General features: G+C 64.1%; 17 protein-coding genes and 1 pseudogene. 13 read left to right on the top strand and 5 right to left on the bottom strand.

Annotated features, from left to right (window positions below):
- Positions 1–163 (top strand): annotated as a pseudogene (locus tag LB528_RS10485) (IS481 family transposase); the annotation flags it as partial.
- A 91-nt stretch (positions 164–254) separates the two neighbouring features.
- Here the strand turns inward: LB528_RS10485 and LB528_RS10480 are convergent.
- Both LB528_RS10480 and LB528_RS10475 read right to left on the bottom strand, forming a co-directional pair.
- Entirely contained in the window at positions 255–1,733 is a 1,479-nt protein-coding gene (locus tag LB528_RS10480; protein WP_224714802.1) for an MDR family MFS transporter, read from the bottom strand.
- Positions 1,734–1,935: 202 nt separating this feature from the next.
- On the bottom strand, positions 1,936–2,556 hold the full coding sequence (locus tag LB528_RS10475; RefSeq protein ID WP_224714801.1) for a DUF922 domain-containing Zn-dependent protease: 621 nt from the start codon (positions 2,554–2,556) through the stop codon (positions 1,936–1,938).
- Between the two features lie 84 nt (positions 2,557–2,640).
- On the opposite strand from LB528_RS10475, the gene folP reads away from it, so the two are divergent.
- From folP to folK, 3 genes are read left to right on the top strand one after another with little or no spacing between them, the layout of a single operon-like run.
- On the top strand, positions 2,641–3,495 hold the full coding sequence (gene folP, locus LB528_RS10470) for a dihydropteroate synthase (RefSeq protein ID WP_224714800.1): 855 nt from the start codon (positions 2,641–2,643) through the stop codon (positions 3,493–3,495).
- A gap of 2 nt (positions 3,496–3,497) precedes the next feature.
- On the top strand, positions 3,498–3,857 hold the full coding sequence (gene folB / locus LB528_RS10465; protein WP_224714799.1) for a dihydroneopterin aldolase: 360 nt from the start codon (positions 3,498–3,500) through the stop codon (positions 3,855–3,857).
- Complete coding sequence (gene folK, locus LB528_RS10460) at positions 3,841–4,353, top strand: 2-amino-4-hydroxy-6-hydroxymethyldihydropteridine diphosphokinase (RefSeq protein ID WP_224714798.1); 513 nt, start codon at positions 3,841–3,843, stop codon at positions 4,351–4,353. The genes folB and folK overlap by 17 nt, the downstream gene beginning before the upstream one ends.
- A 70-nt stretch (positions 4,354–4,423) precedes the next feature.
- Here the strand turns inward: folK and LB528_RS10455 are convergent, their stop codons facing one another.
- Positions 4,424–4,972: a DUF924 family protein gene (locus tag LB528_RS10455; protein ID WP_224714797.1), complete on the bottom strand. Its 549-nt coding sequence runs from the start codon at positions 4,970–4,972 to the stop codon at positions 4,424–4,426.
- Positions 4,973–4,982: 10 nt separating this feature from the next.
- On the bottom strand, positions 4,983–6,818 hold the full coding sequence (locus LB528_RS10450; protein WP_224714796.1) for a monovalent cation:proton antiporter-2 (CPA2) family protein: 1,836 nt from the start codon (positions 6,816–6,818) through the stop codon (positions 4,983–4,985).
- A 139-nt stretch (positions 6,819–6,957) separates the two neighbouring features.
- On the opposite strand from LB528_RS10450, the gene LB528_RS10445 reads away from it, so the two are divergent.
- From LB528_RS10445 to LB528_RS10435, 3 genes are all read left to right on the top strand, one after another.
- Positions 6,958–7,941 carry an AraC family transcriptional regulator gene (locus LB528_RS10445; protein ID WP_224714795.1) on the top strand — a complete coding sequence of 328 codons (984 nt, stop codon included), beginning with the start codon at positions 6,958–6,960 and terminating at the stop codon, positions 7,939–7,941.
- A gap of 60 nt (positions 7,942–8,001) precedes the next feature.
- Complete coding sequence (locus tag LB528_RS10440; RefSeq protein ID WP_224714794.1) at positions 8,002–9,210, top strand: MFS transporter; 1,209 nt, start codon at positions 8,002–8,004, stop codon at positions 9,208–9,210.
- A 375-nt stretch (positions 9,211–9,585) separates the two neighbouring features.
- Positions 9,586–9,852, top strand: coding sequence for a hypothetical protein (locus LB528_RS10435; protein ID WP_040982305.1), 267 nt, complete (start codon positions 9,586–9,588; stop codon positions 9,850–9,852).
- 89 nt (positions 9,853–9,941) lie between these two features.
- On the opposite strand, the gene LB528_RS10430 is transcribed toward LB528_RS10435, so the two are convergent.
- On the bottom strand, positions 9,942–10,838 hold the full coding sequence (locus LB528_RS10430; RefSeq protein WP_224512031.1) for a LysR substrate-binding domain-containing protein: 897 nt from the start codon (positions 10,836–10,838) through the stop codon (positions 9,942–9,944).
- Positions 10,839–11,098: 260 nt separating this feature from the next.
- On the opposite strand from LB528_RS10430, the gene LB528_RS10425 reads away from it, so the two are divergent.
- The 6 genes from LB528_RS10425 (at position 11,099) to LB528_RS10400 (ending at position 18,219) form a co-directional block, all read left to right on the top strand.
- Positions 11,099–12,613 (top strand): leucyl aminopeptidase, encoded by a 1,515-nt coding sequence (locus LB528_RS10425; protein ID WP_224714793.1) that lies wholly within the window; start codon positions 11,099–11,101, stop codon positions 12,611–12,613.
- 38 nt (positions 12,614–12,651) lie between these two features.
- Positions 12,652–13,557 carry a proline iminopeptidase-family hydrolase gene (locus LB528_RS10420; protein ID WP_224714806.1) on the top strand — a complete coding sequence of 302 codons (906 nt, stop codon included), beginning with the start codon at positions 12,652–12,654 and terminating at the stop codon, positions 13,555–13,557.
- A 16-nt stretch (positions 13,558–13,573) separates the two neighbouring features.
- Positions 13,574–15,235: an ABC transporter substrate-binding protein gene (locus LB528_RS10415; RefSeq protein ID WP_224714792.1), complete on the top strand. Its 1,662-nt coding sequence runs from the start codon at positions 13,574–13,576 to the stop codon at positions 15,233–15,235.
- Positions 15,236–15,296: 61 nt separating this feature from the next.
- Positions 15,297–16,292 carry an ABC transporter permease gene (locus LB528_RS10410; RefSeq protein WP_263483963.1) on the top strand — a complete coding sequence of 332 codons (996 nt, stop codon included), beginning with the start codon at positions 15,297–15,299 and terminating at the stop codon, positions 16,290–16,292.
- Entirely contained in the window at positions 16,292–17,263 is a 972-nt protein-coding gene (locus LB528_RS10405; protein WP_224714791.1) for an ABC transporter permease, read from the top strand. Before LB528_RS10410 ends, LB528_RS10405 begins: the two co-directional genes overlap by 1 nt.
- Positions 17,260–18,219 (top strand): ABC transporter ATP-binding protein, encoded by a 960-nt coding sequence (locus LB528_RS10400; protein ID WP_140830220.1) that lies wholly within the window; start codon positions 17,260–17,262, stop codon positions 18,217–18,219. The genes LB528_RS10405 and LB528_RS10400 overlap by 4 nt, the downstream gene beginning before the upstream one ends.
- Positions 18,220–18,225: the final 6 nt, after the last annotated feature.

Raw genomic sequence — 18,225 nt, 5'->3', positions numbered from 1 at the left:
CCGCCAGCATCTCGCCGACTTCGTTGCGGCCTACAACTTCGGCCGCAGGCTCAAGACCCTCAAAGGCCTCACGCCCTTCGAATCCATCTGCAAGGCATGGGCCTCCCAGCCCGAACACTTCCGGCTCAATCCGCTCCAGCAAATGCCGGGACTAAACATCTAAGGCGTATCGATATTCAGGTGATGCCGGGCTACGAACGGCAGCTTCCGGTGCTCAGGTACTCAAAAGGGGCTCGGCGTCCACGACTGAAGAATTATTCCGCGATTACGCGGGCGGCGTTCTCGTCGTGGCCGCGCAGTTCCTTTTCCGGCATCACGGCCAGCGTGATCAGCGCCAGGACGAGCGTGATGCCGGCGGTGAGGAAGATCATCACGAACGGCATCGCCGACGTCAGTTGGATGTGGGTCTGCGAGCCCTCGGCGGCCAGGGGCAGGCCGTAGCCAAGCGCAACGGCGCCGAGCATAGCGACACCCAGCGCCCCGCCTAGCGTGCGCAGGAAGGTCAGGACGCCAGTGGCGACGCCGAGATGCGCGCGGTCGACCGCGTTCTGGACCGAAACGGTGCTGACGGGAAAGGTCGTGCCGCTGCCCAGGCCGATCAGCGTGGTCAGGATTTCGACTTCGAGCAGCGAGGCGTGTCCCGCAATGGCACTGAGCAAGCCTATGCACAGGATTGCCAGGCAGATCCCGATCATGGCAATGCGCTTGTAGTGGACGAAGTGTGGGATCATGCGGCCACTGAAGGTGGCGCCGGCAACGGTGCCGAGCAGCAGGCCAAGCATCGCCGTGCCGGATTCGCTCACGGAAAGCCCGACGACCGATTGCAGATAGACCGGCAGGTAGACCGACGCGCCGATGTTGGCGGCCTGCAGCAGGAACATCGACAGCGTGCCGGCGAGCACGATCGGGTTGCCCAGCACTTCGAGCGAGACCAGGGGCTCGGCCGTCCTCAGCAGCCTCAGCGCAAAGAAGAACCAGAACACGGCAGAGCAAACCACCAGCCCCAGGATCTCGCCGGAGAACCAGGGATATCTGCTGCCGCCCCAGCTGAGCGCCAGGAGCAGCAGCGTGGTCGCGATGACCAGGAGCACCGCCCCCAACCCGTCGATGCGGTGATGCTTGGCCGCGATCGGCAGTTTCTTCAGCGGGTTGTTGACGATGGCCATGGCCAGGAAGCCGATCGGCAGGTTGATCCAGAAGATCAACGACCAGTGCAGGTGTTCGGCAAAGACGCCGCCGAGCAGCGGACCGGCGACGCTTGCCACCGCCCAGGTGCCGGAGATCCAGGCCGCGTAGCGGGCGCGCTCGCGCGGCGGCACGAGATCTCCGATGACCGTCTGGGCCAGCGCGAAGAGACCGCCGCCGCCGGCGCCCTGGATGGCGCGGCCTATGACCAGCACCAGCATGTTGGGCGCGAGCGCGCTGACCAGCGAGCCGAGCAGAAAAATGAGGATGCCGGCGTGGATTACCGGCCGGCGTCCGTAGACGTCGGAGATCTTGCCGTAGAGCGGCGCCACGGCTGTTGCGGTCAAAAGGTAGCCGGTGACGATCCATGGCAGGTACTCGGCATGGCCGAGCGCGCCCGCGATTGTCGGCAGGGCGGGGGCTACGATGGTCTGGTCAAGGGCCGCCAGCAGCATCGACAACAGCACACCGCCGATGATGGTATTCTTCTCGCTCTCGCTCATCGGCGGCGCGGCTTTCGGCGCCATCGTCTCGACGGTCTGGTCCATACGTCGTTCTTTCAAAGGCTGATGCTTGGCGCGCCAAACGCTCTGGGCGGTCGCCCGTCATTTCTCATCGTGGATAGCGGCTCGAGCGTTTGGAACCAGCTATATGTCGTTCGATATAGACCGATTTCGACCCGTCCTTCGAAAGTTTTCCCGGTCTGGCACCATGCTTGGGCGAAATTGGCCTCGGATAGGCTTGCCTCGGTCAAGGCGGCGGTAGTTGCCCGGCTTCGACGCGCTGCATCCGGTAGCGCATCAGTCGGAGGATACGGCTTTCGAAATTGACGCTCTCGACGCGGTCGAAGCGGACCTGGTCCTGATCGTGCCTGGCGAGCTCGGCTGCCTGGACCGCGGCGGCGTTGAGCTTCGCCTGCTCGCAGGTCTTTTGCGGCGGGAGTGCCTTCAGCGCATCCTCGAGCAGGCGCGCATGGTTTTTGGCGATCTCGACATGGCGCTCCTCATGCCGCTTGATGTCGGCCGAGAGCGTGTCCCAGACCAGCCTGACGCCGGGATCGGATTTGCGCGGGCGCCGCCATTCGGGGAGGATCACCTTGACCTTCAAGGTGACGGCCGCGTCGGCGATGCGGCAGGACCCGGCGCTCTGCGCGTAGCTGATGCGGGTCGTGAAGGCCATCTGCGTGGCGCCCGGGTGCCGCGACCCGGTGCTCTTCACTTCGGGCCCGTTTTTCGAGAGCTGGTTCTGGATATCGTCGAGCGTGCGGCCGCCGACGCTGAAATAGCTGTAGGTCTTCACCAGATTGGCCGCGCCCGCCGGCAGGGCGGTGATCGAGAGCATCAGGGCGCAGAGCAGGGAGCGGTTCATCATATTGCCTCTTCACGCACCTTGCTTTAGGGCCGTCGCCAGCGCAACGGAATTGATTTCGCGCGGATCACGCATGGTTGATGGACAATGACGACAAGGCGATGGCAGTTGGCGCATGGACGCTATCTCGACCTCGGCCCGAAGGCGGTCGTCGTCGGCATCCTCAACGTGACGCCCGACAGCTTTTCGGACGGCGGCCTGTTCATCGCGCCCGAGAAGGCGCTGGAGCAGGCGCGCCGCATGGTGAAGGAGGGCGCGGCGATCATCGACGTCGGCGGGGAATCGACCCGGCCGGGTTTTGCCCCGATTACCGCCGAAGAGGAGCAGGCGCGCGTGCTGCCGGTCATCGCGGCGCTCGCCGCTTCCGGCGACGCGCTGATTTCGGTCGACACCTATCGCGAGGATACGGCGCGGCGGGCGGTCGCCGCCGGCGCCCATATCGTCAACGACGTCTGGGGGCTGCAGCGTGAGCCGGGCATCGCGCGCGTCGCGGCCGAGACCGGCGCCGGGCTCGTCATCATGCATACCGGACGCGAACGGCAGAAGCTGCCCGACGTGATCGAGGACCAGCTCCTGTTCCTGCGCAAATCGCTGGAGATCGCGCGCGCCGGCAAAGTCGCCGACAGCCAGATCGTGCTCGATGCCGGCTTCGGCTTCGCCAAGGAGACGGCGGAGGAAAACCTCGAGCTGATGGCGCGGTTTTCGGAGCTTCAGGCACTCGGCTATCCGCTGATGGCGGGGACGTCGCGCAAGCGCTTCATCGGTACCGCGACCGGGCGCGAGCCGGGCGAGCGGGCAGCCGGCACCGCGGCCACCAGCGTCATCCTGCGCTTGAAGGGAGCCGACCTGTTTCGGGTCCACGATGTCGCAATCAACGTGGATGCGCTGGCGGTGACCGATGCTATGCTTCAACGCGAAAACGAGCTTCCTCCCGGACACTGATCATGTACGTCATCCGCATGAAGAACTGTGCCTTCTTCGCCCGCCACGGCGTGCTGGACGAGGAGGAGACGCTTGGCCAGCGTTTCTATGTCGATGCCGAGCTGACGGTCGAGCCCAGCCGGCCGCTGACCGAGGATTCCATCGAGGACACCGTCAATTACGGCGTCGCCTTCTCGGTCATCGAGAAGATCGTGACCGGACATCGCCGCTTCCTGATCGAGGCGCTGGCGCTGGAGGTGGCGAAGGCGCTGACGACCCGGTTCTCTCAGATCAGGAAAGCCGCGATCACCGTGCGCAAACCGAACGCCCCGGTGCCGGGCGTGCTCGATTATGTCGAGGTGGCCGTTGTCTGGCCAGAATAGCGCCGTCTACCTCAGTCTCGGCGGCAATCTCGGCGATCCGGCGAAGTCCATGGGCGCGGCCTTGCGCATGCTGGACGGCGACGATCAAACGCGTATTACCGCCGTCTCCTCGCTTTACCGCACGCCGCCCTGGGGCAAGCTTGACCAGCCCGATTTCCTCAATGCCGCCGCTGCGATCGAGACGGCGCTTTCGCCACGCGCGCTGCTCGAGCTTTGCCTCGACGTCGAGAGGCGGTTGAAGCGCGTGCGCGAGGAGCGCTGGGGGCCGCGCCTTATCGACATCGACATCCTGGTGTTCGGCGACCGGGTGATCCATGAGACCGGGCTCGAAGTGCCGCATCCGCGCATGCTGGAGCGCGCCTTCGTGCTGGCGCCTCTGGCCGAAATCGCGCCAGGGCTTTCGGTCGGCGGCAGGAGCGTGTCGGAACGGCTCAAAGCCGTCGACACGTCCGGTATCGAGCGGCTGCCCTCCGGCCGCGAATGGTGGCTCGGCTGATTTTGCATTGTCGCAATTCCGGACGGAAAACCGCTCACACTTTTCCTGGAATTGCTCCAAAGCCGGCCGGTCAGCCGGAAAAACCGCCGCCGTCCAAAAATGCCTGCTCCTCGGCCGTCGTCGCGCGGCCGAGCATGCGGTTGCGGTGCGGAAAACGTCCGAAGCGCCGGATGATCTCCAGATGCTCCTCGGCGTATTTCAGATAGTCGGGCGCCCTGGCGAGCGTTAGCTCGACCGACCGTTGCTGGTCCGCCAGCACTTCGGAATGCTCGAAGGGCAGGTAGAGGAAGACGCGAAGCAGTTCTTCCAATTCGAGGTCTTGACCGGCGGCGATTGCCCTGTCGGCGAAGTATCTGGCAAGCGGATCGGTCGCGTACATGTGGCCGGTGCCGCGGAAACAGTTGCGCGGGAACTGGTCGAGCAGGATCATCAGCGCCAGCGATCCTTCGGCATGCGCGCTCCAGTCGTCGCATTCGCGCCGCGCGGCGGCATAGTGCAGTTCCAGAAAGCGGTCGCGGAAACCGGCGTCGAAGCCGTCGCTCTTCTCGAACCAGGCATTCTCGCCGGCATCGCGCCAGAATGTGGTGACCGAAAGCGCTCGCGGATCGAGCTCTGCCATGCCTTATCCCTCAGTTCTTCGTCTCTGCCTGGTTCAGCACGACGGCGGTTTCCTGGTTCAGCGCCCGGCCGGCGCGGCGCGGTTGCGTCAGAGGCGTCGGAATCGGCGTGCCGATATTGCCCTTCAGGAAGCGCTGGCCGGCGCGCACGCCCCCGGCAAGTTGCGTCTCGAAGCGCGCTTCGTCGCGGCGACGTACATCCTCCATGACTTCGGCGACCTCCTCGGGATCGACGCCCAGCGCCTCCAGCGCGGAGCCGCCGAAGACCAGCGCCGATTCGAAGGTCTCGCGCAGCTGATAGTCGACGCCGGCGCGCACGAGCTGCAGCGCGGTGCCGCGGTCAAAGGCGCGCGCCAGGATGGTGACCAGCGGGAATTCGGCCTTGATCAGTTGGGCAATGCGCACGGCGGCGTCCGGCTTGTCGACGCAGATCAGCACCGCGCGGGCGCGCCCGGCACCGGCCGCATGCAGGATGTCCAGCCTCGTGCCGTCGCCGTAATAGACCTTGAAACCGAAATCGGCCGCCGCCTGGATCATCTCCACCTCGTTGTCGATGATCGACACGTCCATCCCGCGCAGCAGGAGCGGCTGGCTGGCGATCTGGCCGAAGCGGCCGAAGCCAATGATCAGCACGCTGCCGGTGAGGCCGTCGGCGATGTCGACGCCGTCGAGGGACTGCTCGTCACGCGGGGTGAGGTAACGGAGCGCCAAGATCGCGAGCGGCGTCAGCACCATTGAGATGATGACGATGGCAGTCAGCGTGGCGCTGGCCTGGCCGTCGATGATGCCGACCGCGGCAGCGGACGAATAGAGCACGAAGGCGAACTCGCCGCCCTGCGCCATGAAGACGGCCCGTTCGAGCGCCTCGCGATGGCCGCTTTTCAGAATGCGCGCGACGACGTAGATGCCGAATGCCTTCATGACCATGTAGGCGACGACATAGATGGCGATGAGCCGCCAGTTCTGGGCGACGACGCCAAGGTCGAGCGACATTCCGACGGCGAGGAAGAACAGGCCGAGCAGAATACCGCGGAACGGCTCGATATCGGCTTCGAGCTGGTGGCGGAAGGTCGATTCCGACAACAGCACGCCGGCGAGGAAGGCGCCCATGGCCATCGACAGGCCGGAAAGCTGCATGGCCAGGGCCGATCCCAGCACCACCAGCAGCGCCGCGGCGGTCATGACTTCGCGGGCGCGGGCGTCGGCCAGGATGCGGAAGAGCGGATTGAGCAGGTAACGACCGGCCACGACCAGCCCGACGATCGCCGCAATGCCGATGCCGACTTCGGTCAGCCGCTCAGAAAAACTGGTCTCGGCGCCGCCGGGCGCAAGGAACGCCACCAGCGCGAGCAGCGGCACGATCATCAGGTCTTCGAGCAGCAGGATGGAGACGATGCGCTGGCCTTTCGGCGTGGCGATCTCGCCGCGCTCCTCCAACAATTGCATGACGATGGCCGTCGAGGTCAGGACGAAGCCGGCGCCGGCGACAAAGGACTGCGCGATCGGAAATCCGCCGGCCAATCCGACGAGAGTAAGCAGGACTGCGCAGGCGCCGACCTGCAGCGCGCCAAGTCCAAAGATCTCGCGGCGCAACCCCCAGAGCCGGGACGGCTGCATTTCCAGGCCGATGATGAACAGGAACATGACGACGCCGAGCTCGGCGACGTGGAGGATCGATTCCGATTCGGAAAAGATGCGCAGGCCGAACGGGCCGATGACCACGCCGGCGGCGAGATAGCCGAGGATCGAGCCGAGCCCCATGCGCTTGAAGATCGGCACGGCGACCACGCCGGCAGCAAGCAGCGCCACCACTTGCACCAGATCGCTGTTCGATGCCTCAGCTGCCATGCCTGTCGTCCCGTTGCTCAAGCACTCCTTGCATGCACAGGGAGGGAGAGGCAAGGGCGGGCGGACTGACTTCAAGGGTAGGGTGCCGTTGAAGCGGCCTCCGCTTGCCTGCCGGACCTTCGGCATATACAGTAGCCGAATGTCTGACTATTCGTCCCGCCCGCCTCTGCATATCCCGATGGATGCGCTCAGCGAAGTCCTTCAGGACTTTCGCTTGAGTGGGGTCAACTATGGCCGCTGCGAGCTCCGGCATCCATGGAGCATCGCCTTTCCGCAACAGAAGCTGCTTCGCTTTCACTTTGTCGGCCAGGGTCCATGCTGGATTTATACCGAGGCGGAAGGCTGGCAGGAGTTGCGCGATGGCGATCTGGTGCTGTTGCCGCAAGGCATCGCCCATCGGCTGGCTAGTGCGCCGGACGTTGTCGACGACTCGCTCGAGAGTTGCCAGGTTACCAAGTTGGGGAGCAATGTCTGTGAGGTGGTGCGGGAAGGGACGGGCGCGACAAACACCCTTTTCTGCGGCTCCATGGCCCTGGGCGTCTGTGCGCTCAATCCACTGATCACGTTGATGCCATCTATTATCAAGGGGTGCGATGTGGCCGGCAACGATCCGGTCGTCCGTCCTTTGCTGGCGGCTATGACGGCGGAGGCCGCGCAACCGCAGATGGGCAGCGCCACGATTCTGTCCCGTATGGCCGACTTGCTGACCGCCCGGCTTATCCGCTGCTGGGTCAATTGCACTGGAGCTTCGACCACCGGCTGGCTTGCAGCCATCCGCGACCCCCATATCGGCCGCGCGCTGGCAGCCATGCATCGAGACCCGGGCCATAACTGGACCCTGGAAAGCCTTGCCGGCCTGGCAGGCCAATCGCGCTCGATTTTCGCCGAGCGCTTCAGCGCTGTGTTAGGAGAGGGCGCTGCCCACTATCTCGCCCGTCTGCGGATGCAGCTTGCCCACGAGTTGCTCGGGCAAAACGGCCTGTCGGTTGCCGAGGTTGCTACCCGTTTGGGCTATGATAGCGAAGCATCTTTCGCGCGCGCGTTCAAACGCATCACCAATGTCTCGCCAGGCGTTGTGCGCCGCACAATTCCCCGACGAACGGACATGAATTTCGGATTTTAAGGTACATCTCATCCGAGAGGACTCGTATATGGAAGACCTCCAGACCTTGGAGATCTTTCAGTGACAGACACAACATTACAGCTTGAAGACGCGGCGATAGACCTCGATAACGCCGCGCCAGCCCCGTGGAACGCAGCGACCTGGTTTGCGGTCATTTCATTGGCGGCCACCAGCTTTGCCCTGGTATCAGCCGAATTCCTGCCGGCAGGCCTGCTGACGCCGATGGCGCGGGACCTCGGCATCAGCGAAGGAACCGCCGGACAGGTCGTCACCGCCACGGCTTCGGTCGGCGCGGTGACGGCCATGTTGAGCAATGTTCTCATCGGACGATTGAACCGCAAGACCGTGCTGGTTGGCCTCAGCGCCTTGGCGGTCGGTTCCAACCTCCTTGCCGCGCTAGCGCCCAATTTCTGGCTGTTGCTGCTGGGCAGGGCCGGGCTCGGAATCGCTCTCAGCGCATTCTGGGCACTCTCGGTTGCCGTCGTGGCCAGGCTGGTCGGCGCCAATGCGACAGGTCGGGGCATGGGCATCGTCACCCTCGGCGTCTCGCTCGCCACCATCGCCGCCCCGTCAATGGGGGCGTTGATCAGCGACTGGCTGGGATGGCGCAGCGCCATGGCCTTGACGGCGGGGTTGACAGTGATTGCCATGCTGCTGCAATTGCTGAGCCTGCCGACCTTGCCTGCGACGGCCAGCAATAGTCTGGCTGATGTACTTCGGCTGACACAGCGGCGCGGCATCCAACTCGGTATGCTTGCCATTCTTTTGCTGATGACGGGGCATTTTGCCGGCTCTGTTTATGTGCGCCCCTTCCTCGAACACGTGACGCTCCTCGCCACCGGGCCAATTGCCCTGGCCCTGCTCGGATTTGGCATCGCGGCTGTGATCGGCAACGTCGCCGGCGGCCGCATGGCCGATGCCAATATCCGCATGGCGCTCGCGGGCAACGCCGCATTGATGGCGTTTGCGGCGCTGGCATTGGTGCTTTGGGGCGTGCACATCGCCGTCGCCTTCGGATTCGTCACGCTTTGGGGCTTGGCCTTCGGCATGGCGCCGGTGGTGCTGCCGACCAATTTGTCCCGCGCGGCACCTGATGCGCTGGAAGCTGCGGGTAGCCTGATGGTCGTCTCCTTCCAGGTTGCCATCACCATCGGCGCGGTTGTCGGCGGCTATGTCGTGGATACCCATGGCGCCACGGGACCTTTGACCCTTACCGCCGTCCTTGCCGCATTGACGGTCGTGCTGGCGCTGCTACAGCCTCGCGGGTGAACTTTGCTCCAACTGACATGGAGCGTCTCATCGTTTCACGAAAACGGTGAGACGCACTATCTCTTTGTTTTCGGGGCTGAAAACCGTTTCGCACATTTCCTGGGATTGCTCTAAAGCCGTCGCGTCTGAATGGCCTCGTACGACGCGCTTTAGCTTGTTGCTTTATGCCTGTCGTCGACCCAAAACCGCTGCGCGCTTTGGGCGACATGCATCGGGCGGCCTCAACACGGACGCCGCGACGTTGCAACCTGATTACACAAGTTTATGCGGCCCGGTCGTTGCGTCACGCCACAATCAGCGGTTATGGCACGTTCGGCTTCGGCTAGTGGAGGCAGCGGCGATGGGCGGCTGCCTTTTTTTGAGGAGATGATTGACATGAAGAAGTTTTTGCTCGTTGCCGTGGGTGTTGCGGCGTTGGCCGGTTCGGCTTGCTCCAAGGGGCCGGAATGCACGCAGGAAATCGCCGCCAAGAAGGCGCAGGACATGGCTGCCGCGCTCCAGGAAGCCATCACCAAGGATCCGAGCAAGGCGGCCGATCTGACCGCCAAGGTGCAGGCCGTGACGACGAAGTATCAGGGCGCCACGACGCTCGACGAAGCCTGCAAGGCCTATGACGAGCTGACCGCCACCATCAAGGGTTGAGCAACGCTTCAGGACGTGGAAGGGCGGTGGCCATCGGCTGCCGCCTTTTTTGTTGCGCGCCGTTTTGGACGGCGGACCTTCCCGATGTGCTACGCGATACCCATTGCGCGCTTATGGTCGGTGATCTCGGCGAGCAGCCAGTCCTGAAACAGGCCGGTTCCGGGCTTGTTCCCGATGCTGCGGCGCTGATGCAGATAGATGCCGGCGGGGTAGGTGTGGCGGGCGCTGAAAGGAGCGACAAGCTTGCCTTGCTGCAGAAGGTCCTGCGCCATCATGGTATCGGCCAGAGCGATCCCCGCGCCGTTTATCACCTCGCGCATGATCAAGGTGCAGTCGTCGAGCGTCGTGCTGGATTTCGGCGTGGTGTCCAGAACGCCCTCCTGCTCCAGCCAGCGCCGCCAGCGCATGCTCTCGCATTCGTGGATCAGATGATGATTGACGAGATCGGCGGGCGTTCTGAGCGGCACCGGTCCTTCGAGCAGCGAGGGCGCGCAGACCGGGGTCAGGACCAGCGGGATCAGCAGCGTCAGGGCCGGGCCGGCCTTGTAGACGAACTCGTCGACAATGGCCAAATCGAAGTTGGCGCGCTTGCCCGAGGTAGAGATCTCCAGGTCCACGGCTGGATGCTGCTTGCGGAAATTCGGCAGCCGGTCGGCCAGCCAAAGGTTCAGGACCGCCGGTACGCAGAGAACCCTGACACGCTGCGTCCTGCCGTGACCATGGACGAAGCTGACATCGTCGGTGGCACGCCAGATGGCCTCGAATGCCTCTGAGAGAGAGCGCGCATAATATGAGCCCCTGATGGTAGGCGTAATCTGGCGAAAGCCGCGCTCGAACAGGTCCTGGCCAAGGTTCTTCTCAAGCGCGCGGATGTGGCGGCTGACGGCCGAAGGCGTCAAATGCAGCTCTTCCGCTGCATCCTTGATGCTGCCGAGACGCGCGGCGGCCTCGAAAGCGCGCATGCCATTGAGTGAGGGCAGAGCCATTGGCCGATCATGAAATATCAGTTGAGTTTTTGTCAATCGACTTGGGCAAAATTGGCGTTTGATCGCCTGGCCGGTTCAGGGATACCCAAAAGGCAAGAGCGACCAAGTCGCCATCCGAAAACGATTGTTTGGGCACTCCGATGCCGTTCCACCAGCGGCGGAAACCGGTATGACCGGCTTCCACCGTTGACCGGCGAAGCTTTGCGTAACGACGCCAGCTGAGCCTCGGCGGGGCGCCCAGAATGGGAGAACGAGCTTTTATGCCTCGGTCGCCGACGCCGGTCTTCGAAGCGGCGGACGAGATTTCCGCGGAAACCTCGGTCGTTGTGATCCTGCAAACCGCTCAAACAGGTTTTGGGCCACGGGCAGCGGCGCTCGATGCTGAAATGAACGGGATCTTGTCCCGCGCGTGTTCCGAGCCGGCCGCGCTTGAGGAGTCCGGCGCCTGCGTCGATGTCATCGCGCCGAAGGCGATACCGGTCCGGCGCGTGGTGGTGCTGGCCTTGGGCAGGGCCGAGGCCGTAACCCCGCTTTCCCTGGCGCGCGCCGGCGGGTTGCTTGCAGCGCATCTGGAAGGCAAGGGCGAATGCACGGCCACCCTTGTGTTGGACCCGCTCGCCGGTGTCGGCCTGCCCGCAGCGGAAGTGCTGGCGCGGGTCGCGCTAGGCCTGCGGCTGCGGCGGTATCGTTTCGACCTGCGCAACCGGCGTCAGGGAGCAGGCGCCGACCGCACCTTGCGGGTGCAATTGATCGGCGCGGCCGGTCCGGAGCTGAAGCCGGCGCTGGCGCGGGTCAATGCCATTGCCGACGGCGTCGAATATGCGCGCACGCTGGTCAACCTGCCGCCGAACCATCTCCACCCGGACAATTTCCATGACCACCTGGAGCCGCTGCGCGAGGCCGGCATCGATGTCGAGATCCTCGATGCGGCACGGCTGAAGGAGCTCGGCATGAACGCGATCCTGGCCGTCGGCTCCGGCTCGGCGCGACCGCCGCGCGTCGCCGTCCTTCGCTATCGCGGCAAGGGCGCTCCCGCGCAGCCATTGGCTTTCGTCGGCAAGGGCGTCTGCTTCGATTCCGGTGGCCTGTGCATCAAGCGCGGCGAGCAGATGTTCGACATGAAGGCCGACATGGGCGGCGCGGCCGCCGTGGTCGGGCTGTTGATTGCGCTCGCCCGGCAAGGCAGCCCGGTGCATGCCGTCGGCGTGCTCGGCATTGCCGAGAACATGCCGTCCGGCACCGCGCTCAAGTCACGCGATATCGTCACGACGGCGTCGGGCCAGACCGTGGAAGTGTTCGACACGGATGCGGAAGGCCGGCTGATCCTGGCCGACTGCCTCTATTATGCCGCCTCGCGCTTCAACCCCTCGGTGATCGTCGACCTGGCGACCCTGACCTATTCGGTAATGCGCGGCCTCGGCTCGGTCTTCGCCGGACTTTTCAGCACCGACGACACCATCGCCTCGCGCATGATCGCGGCTGGGGAAAAGGTCGGCGAGCGGTTCTGGCAGCTGCCGCTCGACCGGGCCTATGACGAGGGCCTGCAATCGCCCTTCGCCGATATCCGCCATCACGCCAAGGACATGGAAGACGGCGATGCGCCCTATGCCGCCGCCTTCCTGCGCAATTTCACCGAGGATCGTCCCTGGGTGCATCTCGACATTGCCGGCAAGGAACTGGCCGACAAGGACCGGCCGCTGGGCCGGGAAGGCGCCACGGCTTTCGGCGTGCAGACGCTGGAAGAGTGGGTACAGTCCGGCCAGGCGGCGAACTAGGCGACAGCGAGATGTCTTCAACCACTGAGGGAGCCGGGATGTCGTCCGAGATCGTCAGCAAGGAAGGGCGGGCCGGCTTCGGCGCCTATGAAACCTGGTATCGGATCAGCGGCGAGCTCGATGCCGGCAAGGCTCCGGTCGTCATCCTGCATGGCGGGCCGGGCGCCGCGCATAATTACGTCGATGCCTACAAGCTTCTTGCCCGGGGCGGCCGTGCGGTCATCCACTACGACCAGCTGGGCTGCGGCAATTCCACCTTGCTGCCGGAAAAGGGCGCCGATTTCTGGACGCCCCAACTCTTCATCGATGAGTTGGACAACCTTGTCGACCATCTCGGCATCCGCGGCGGCTTCCATGTGCTGGGTCAAAGCTGGGGCGGCATGCTGGGTGCCGAATACGGCGTGACCCGGCCGAAGGGCCTGAAGTCGCTGACCATCGCCAATTCGCCGGCTTCCATGAAGCTCTGGGTCGAGGAAGCTAACCGGCTGCGCGCCGATCTGCCCCGGGACGTGCAGGACACGCTGACCCGTCACGAACAGGCCGGCACGACGAACGATGCTGCCTACCAGGAAGCGACGATGCGGTTCTACGAACGGCATGTCTGCCGGGTCGTGCCGTTCCCGCCCGAGGTGACGGAGACCTTCGCCCAGATCGTGCGCAATCCTACCGTCTACAATGTGATGAACGGGCCGAACGAATTCCACGTCATAGGCACGCTGAAGAGCTGGAGCGTTATCGACCGCCTGCCGGCCATCGAGGTTCCGACGCTCCTCATCTCCGGCCGTTACGACGAAGCCACGCCCGCGACCGTGCAGCCCTTCAAGGACGGCATCAAGGGATCGCGCTGGGAGATATTCGAGCATTCCAGCCACATGCCGCATGTGGAGGAGCAGGATCTCTGCATGCGGGTGGTGGGAAACTTCCTGGACGACAACGAAAACTGAAAAGGGGAATGACGACATGAAGAAACTGCTTTTGGCGGCGTCGGCCGCCGCATTGCTGGCCGGCTCGTGGCTCGCTCCGGCGCATGCCGAATATCTCAAGGAACACCGCGGCGGCACCATTCGCCTTCTCGCCCGATCGGCGGCCGGAACCCTCGATCCGCATATCAACTACACGGACCAGGGCTGGCAGATGTACCAGCCGATCTATGACGGCTTGGTCGCCTTCCGCAAAGCCGAGGGCGTCGACGGCTTTTCCATCGTACCCGACCTGGCCGAGGCGCTGCCCACGGTCAGCAATGACGGCAAGACCTTCACCTTCAAGCTGCGCAAGGGCATCAAGTTCTCCAACGGCCAGGACCTCGGCGTGAAGGACGTCGTCGCCTCCTTCCAGCGGATATTCAAGATTTCCGGGCCGACGTCGGGCACGTTCTATGCCGGCATTGTCGGCGCCGACAAATGCCTGGCCGACGCCAAGAGCTGCACGCTGGAAGGCGGCGTCGTCGCCGACGAGGCGGCCGGCACGATCACCCTCAATCTCACCAAGCCGGACGCCGAGATCCTCTACAAGCTCGCCTTGCCGCATGCCGTGATCCTGCCCGCGGACACGCCAGCCGAGGATATGGGCTCCAAGCCGATCCCCAGCACCGGCCCCTACATGATCTCGGCCTTCGATCCCAACAAGGGCATGACGGTTTCCCGCAACCCCAATTTCAAGCAGTGGAGCGAGGAAGCCCAGCCGGACGGCTATCCGGATGTCGTGCAGTATGATTTCGGCCTCTCGGAAGAGGCGGCTGTAACGGCGATCCAGAACGGCGAGGCGGACTGGATGTTCGACGCGCTGCCCAGCGACCGCCTCGGCGAACTTGGCAGCAAGTCCATGGACCAGCTGCATATCTCGCCGCTTTCAGCCTGGTGGTACGCGCCGCTGAACACCCGCATGGCGCCGTTCGACAATGAAAAGGCCCGCCAGGCCGTCGCCTATGCGGTCGACCGCAACACGCTGGTCAAGCTGTTCGGCGGCAAGGTGCTGGCCTCGCCGGTCTGCCAGGTCCTGCCGCCGGATTTCCCCGGACATGAGGACTATTGCCCCTTCACCAAGAACCCCGGCGCCAAATGGTCGGCTCCGGATGTCGAGAAGGCCAAGCAGCTCGTCGAGGAATCGGGCACCAAGGGCCAGAAGGTGACCATCATCGTCGAGGACACCGCCATCTCGCGGTCGATCGGCGTCTATCTGCAGAGCGTGCTGACCAATATCGGCTATGTCGCCGACGTCAAGCCGATCTCGTCCAACCTGCAGTTCACCTATATCCAGAATACCAACAACAAAGTGCAGATGTCGGTGACCCAATGGTACAAGGATTACCCGGCAGCGTCGGACTTCCTGAACATCCTGTTCAGCTGCGCTTCCTATCGCGAAGGCTCGGATGCCTCGATCAACATTTCCGGCTTCTGCGACAAGGATATTGACGCCCAGATGCAAAAGGCGCTGGACCTCGGCGTGACCGACCAGAAGGCGGCCGACAAATTGTGGGCGGCAATCGACAAGCAGGTCACCGACAAGGCGCCGGCGGTCGGCCTCTTCACGCCGAAGCGGCTTGATTTCGTCAGCAAGCGCATCGGCAATTTCAAGTTCAACCCGCAGTTCAACTGGATTATCACCCAATCCTGGGTGCAGTAAGGGGCCTGGGTGCAATAACGAACCGCGGAAGGCACATATCGTGTCCAGCCAAGTCGCCGCCATGCCGCGCAAGACGCGAGGGCCCTGGGCCGTCGCGTTTGCGAAGCTGGCAACGGACAGGGCCGCCATGGCGTCCCTGGCCGTGTTCCTCATCATCGTCCTCGCCTGTTTCAGCGCGCCGCTTTACGCAAAATGGGCGGGCACGGATCCGTTCGCCTCGACGCTAGACGCCGTCATCCAGATCGACGGCGCCGACGTTCCGGTGATGGAACAGTCGACCGAGGGACTGGGGCTTGGCTACACGCCGATCGGCCCGACCTGGCGGCTCGGCAATTATTTCCTCGGCGCCGACAGCCAGGGGCGGGACGTCATGGCAAGGTTGCTCTATGGCGGCTTGAACTCGCTTTTGATCTCGGGGGCGGCCACCATCTTCACGCTGATCGTCGGCACGATGGCGGGCCTGATCGCGGGGTATTTCGGCGGCATCACCGATACGGTGCTGTCGCGCTTGCTCGACGTGCTCTGGGCGTTTCCGATCTATCTGCTGGCGATCTCGCTTTCCATCGTCACCATCGCGCAAGGCATCGCGATCGGACCGATCGAGATCCAGTCGGGCAGCCTATGGTTGCCGATCATCATCATAGGAATTGTCTATATACCCTATGTCGCGCGCCCGATCCGCGGGCAGGTCCTGGCGCTGCGCCACAGCGAATTCGTGTTCGCCGCGATCAATCTGGGCGTGCCGGGCTGGCGCATTCTGTGGCGCGACATCCTGCCCAATATCACCACCACCCTCATCGTGTTCGTGCCGCTGATGATGGCGCTGAACATGCTGACGGAATCGGCGCTTTCGTTCCTGTCGATCGGCGTGCAGCCGCCGGCCGCGAGCTGGGGCACCATCATCCAGGATGGGCAGGCGCTGCTCTACACAAGGCCGCTGGTTGCGCTGGTGCCAGGGCTGGCGATCGCCATTTCCGTCATGGCGCTCAACGTCTTCGGCGACGGCCTGCGCGATGCGCTCGATCCGCGTTCCAAGGTCCGGCTGGGGCGCGACTGATGTTTTATGCCATCCTGCGCCGTTTCGGTCAGATGCTTTTCGTGATGTTCGGCATCTCGGTCATCGTCTTCCTGATCTTCTTCGCCACGCCCGGCGCCGATCCCGCCGCGCGCATCGCCGGCCGCAACGCTTCTCCGGGAGTGCTGGCGGCGGTGCGCCACAGCTTCGGCTTCGACCAGCCGCTCTACGTGCAATACACGCGCATGATGGAGAAGATCTTCGTCACCGGCGATCTGACCTCCTTCGTCAACCGCGGCTGGAAGGTTGTGCCGGCCGTCATGGATTCGATCCCGGTCACGCTATCGCTGGTGTTCGGCGCCGCGATCCTGTGGGTGGTCGTCTCCATCATCATCGGCATCGTCGCCGCGGCCACCCGCGACAGCTGGCTGGACAAGCTCCTGATGGCTTTGGGCCTGCTCGGCATTTCCATGCCGGTCTACTGGCTGGGCGAGGTGATGAACCTGATGACCCAGAGCCGTTATCACGACAGTTGGGCGTTCTCCTGGGTGCCGCCGCTCGGCTACAAGAACTTTTCCGACGATCCCAAGGGCTGGTTCCTGACGCTGGTCATCCCATGGATCACGCTGGCCATCCTCTATATCGGCATTTACGGGCGCGTGCTCCGCGCGGCCATCATCGAGTCCATGCAGGAAGATTATATCCGCACCGCCCGCGCTAAGGGCCTGTCGGAGACCCGCATCCTGTTTCGCCATGCGCTGCGCACCTCGCTCATCGCCTTCGTCACCCTGTTCGGCCTCGACTTTGGCGCGCTGGTGGGCGGCTCGGCCTTGCTGACCGAGGTCGTGTTCGGCCTGCACGGCATCGGCAAGCTCACCTATGACGCGCTGCAGAATCTCGATCTGCCGATGATCATGGCGACGGTCATGTACGCGTCCATGTTCGTGGTCATCGCCAACGCGGTCGTCGATTTCGTCTACATCCTTCTCGATCCGCGCCTGAGGGCATCATGATATTGTCGGTGCGCGATCTCAAAGTGTCCTTCCGCACGCATGACGGGCCGGTACGCGCCATCGACGGTGTTTCCTTCGACCTCGAGGAAAGCGAGATCCTCGGCGTCGTCGGCGAATCCGGCTCCGGCAAGACGGTGTCGCTGCTTGCCGTAATGGGGCTTATCACCGACCCGAATGCCACCATCGAAGGCTCGATCCGCTATAAGGGCCGCGAGCTGGTGGGCTTGCCGCCGCGCGAACTTCGGCGCCTGCGCGGCAACGAGATCGCGATGATCTTCCAGGACCCGATGACGGCGCTGACGCCGGTCTACACGATCGGCTGGCAGATCGCGGAGCAGATCCGGGCGCATCGTGGGTTAAGCAAGTCCAAGGCGATGGAGCGTGTCGAGCAGCTGCTGGCGGAGGTTAATTTCCCCAATCCGCACGAGGCGATGTCGCGCTATCCGCATCAGCTTTCCGGCGGCATGCGGCAGCGCGCGGTGATCGCGATGGCCTTGTCCTGCGATCCGGCGCTGCTGGTGGCCGACGAGCCGACCACCGCGCTCGACGTCACCGTGCAGGCCGGCATCCTCGATCTAGTGCGCAAATTGCGGGCGAAGCACAAGTCGGCGGTGGTCTTCATCACGCATGACATGGGTGTCGTCTCCGAGCTCGCCGACCGGGTCATGGTCATGTATGCCGGCCGCGTGGTGGAGCGCGGCACCCGCACGGAGCTGTTCTCCGATCCGCGACACCCTTATACGCGCGCGCTGCTCGGCTCGATCCCGCCGCTGACCGGCCAGAAACCACGCCGCCTGCCGGCTATCCCAGGGTCGCCGCCTTCCTTGCTGCGGCTGCCGCAAGGCTGCGCCTTCGGCCCGCGCTGCCCGGTCCGCTACGAGCCCTGCGAGGCTGGCAAGCCGGGTCTCGGCGCGAGCGCGCATGCCGCCGCGTGCTTTCGGGTGGCGCAGGCATGAGCGAAC

It is taken from the genome of Mesorhizobium sp. CA4 (genome assembly GCF_020165075.1).
Lineage (GTDB): Bacteria > Pseudomonadota > Alphaproteobacteria > Rhizobiales > Rhizobiaceae > Mesorhizobium.
This window is presented reverse-complemented; position numbering and strand designations above follow the sequence as displayed.

Bases quoted from the DNA above. Each gene is read 5' to 3' on its own strand.
- LB528_RS10480 (WP_224714802.1), bottom strand. From the start codon at position 1,733: ATGGACCAGACCGTCGAGACGATGGCGCCGAAAGCCGCGCCGCCGATG.
- LB528_RS10475 (WP_224714801.1), bottom strand. From the start codon at position 2,556: ATGATGAACCGCTCCCTGCTCTGCGCCCTGATGCTCTCGATCACCGCC.
- folP (WP_224714800.1), top strand. From the start codon at position 2,641: ATGACGACAAGGCGATGGCAGTTGGCGCATGGACGCTATCTCGACCTC.
- folB (WP_224714799.1), top strand. From the start codon at position 3,498: ATGTACGTCATCCGCATGAAGAACTGTGCCTTCTTCGCCCGCCACGGC.
- LB528_RS10455 (WP_224714797.1), bottom strand. From the start codon at position 4,972: ATGGCAGAGCTCGATCCGCGAGCGCTTTCGGTCACCACATTCTGGCGC.
- LB528_RS10450 (WP_224714796.1), bottom strand. From the start codon at position 6,818: ATGGCAGCTGAGGCATCGAACAGCGATCTGGTGCAAGTGGTGGCGCTG.
- LB528_RS10445 (WP_224714795.1), top strand. From the start codon at position 6,958: ATGTCTGACTATTCGTCCCGCCCGCCTCTGCATATCCCGATGGATGCG.
- LB528_RS10435 (WP_040982305.1), top strand. From the start codon at position 9,586: ATGAAGAAGTTTTTGCTCGTTGCCGTGGGTGTTGCGGCGTTGGCCGGT.
- LB528_RS10430 (WP_224512031.1), bottom strand. From the start codon at position 10,838: ATGGCTCTGCCCTCACTCAATGGCATGCGCGCTTTCGAGGCCGCCGCG.
- LB528_RS10425 (WP_224714793.1), top strand. From the start codon at position 11,099: ATGCCTCGGTCGCCGACGCCGGTCTTCGAAGCGGCGGACGAGATTTCC.
- LB528_RS10420 (WP_224714806.1), top strand. From the start codon at position 12,652: ATGTCGTCCGAGATCGTCAGCAAGGAAGGGCGGGCCGGCTTCGGCGCC.
- LB528_RS10415 (WP_224714792.1), top strand. From the start codon at position 13,574: ATGAAGAAACTGCTTTTGGCGGCGTCGGCCGCCGCATTGCTGGCCGGC.
- LB528_RS10410 (WP_263483963.1), top strand. From the start codon at position 15,297: ATGCCGCGCAAGACGCGAGGGCCCTGGGCCGTCGCGTTTGCGAAGCTG.
- LB528_RS10405 (WP_224714791.1), top strand. From the start codon at position 16,292: ATGTTTTATGCCATCCTGCGCCGTTTCGGTCAGATGCTTTTCGTGATG.
- LB528_RS10400 (WP_140830220.1), top strand. From the start codon at position 17,260: ATGATATTGTCGGTGCGCGATCTCAAAGTGTCCTTCCGCACGCATGAC.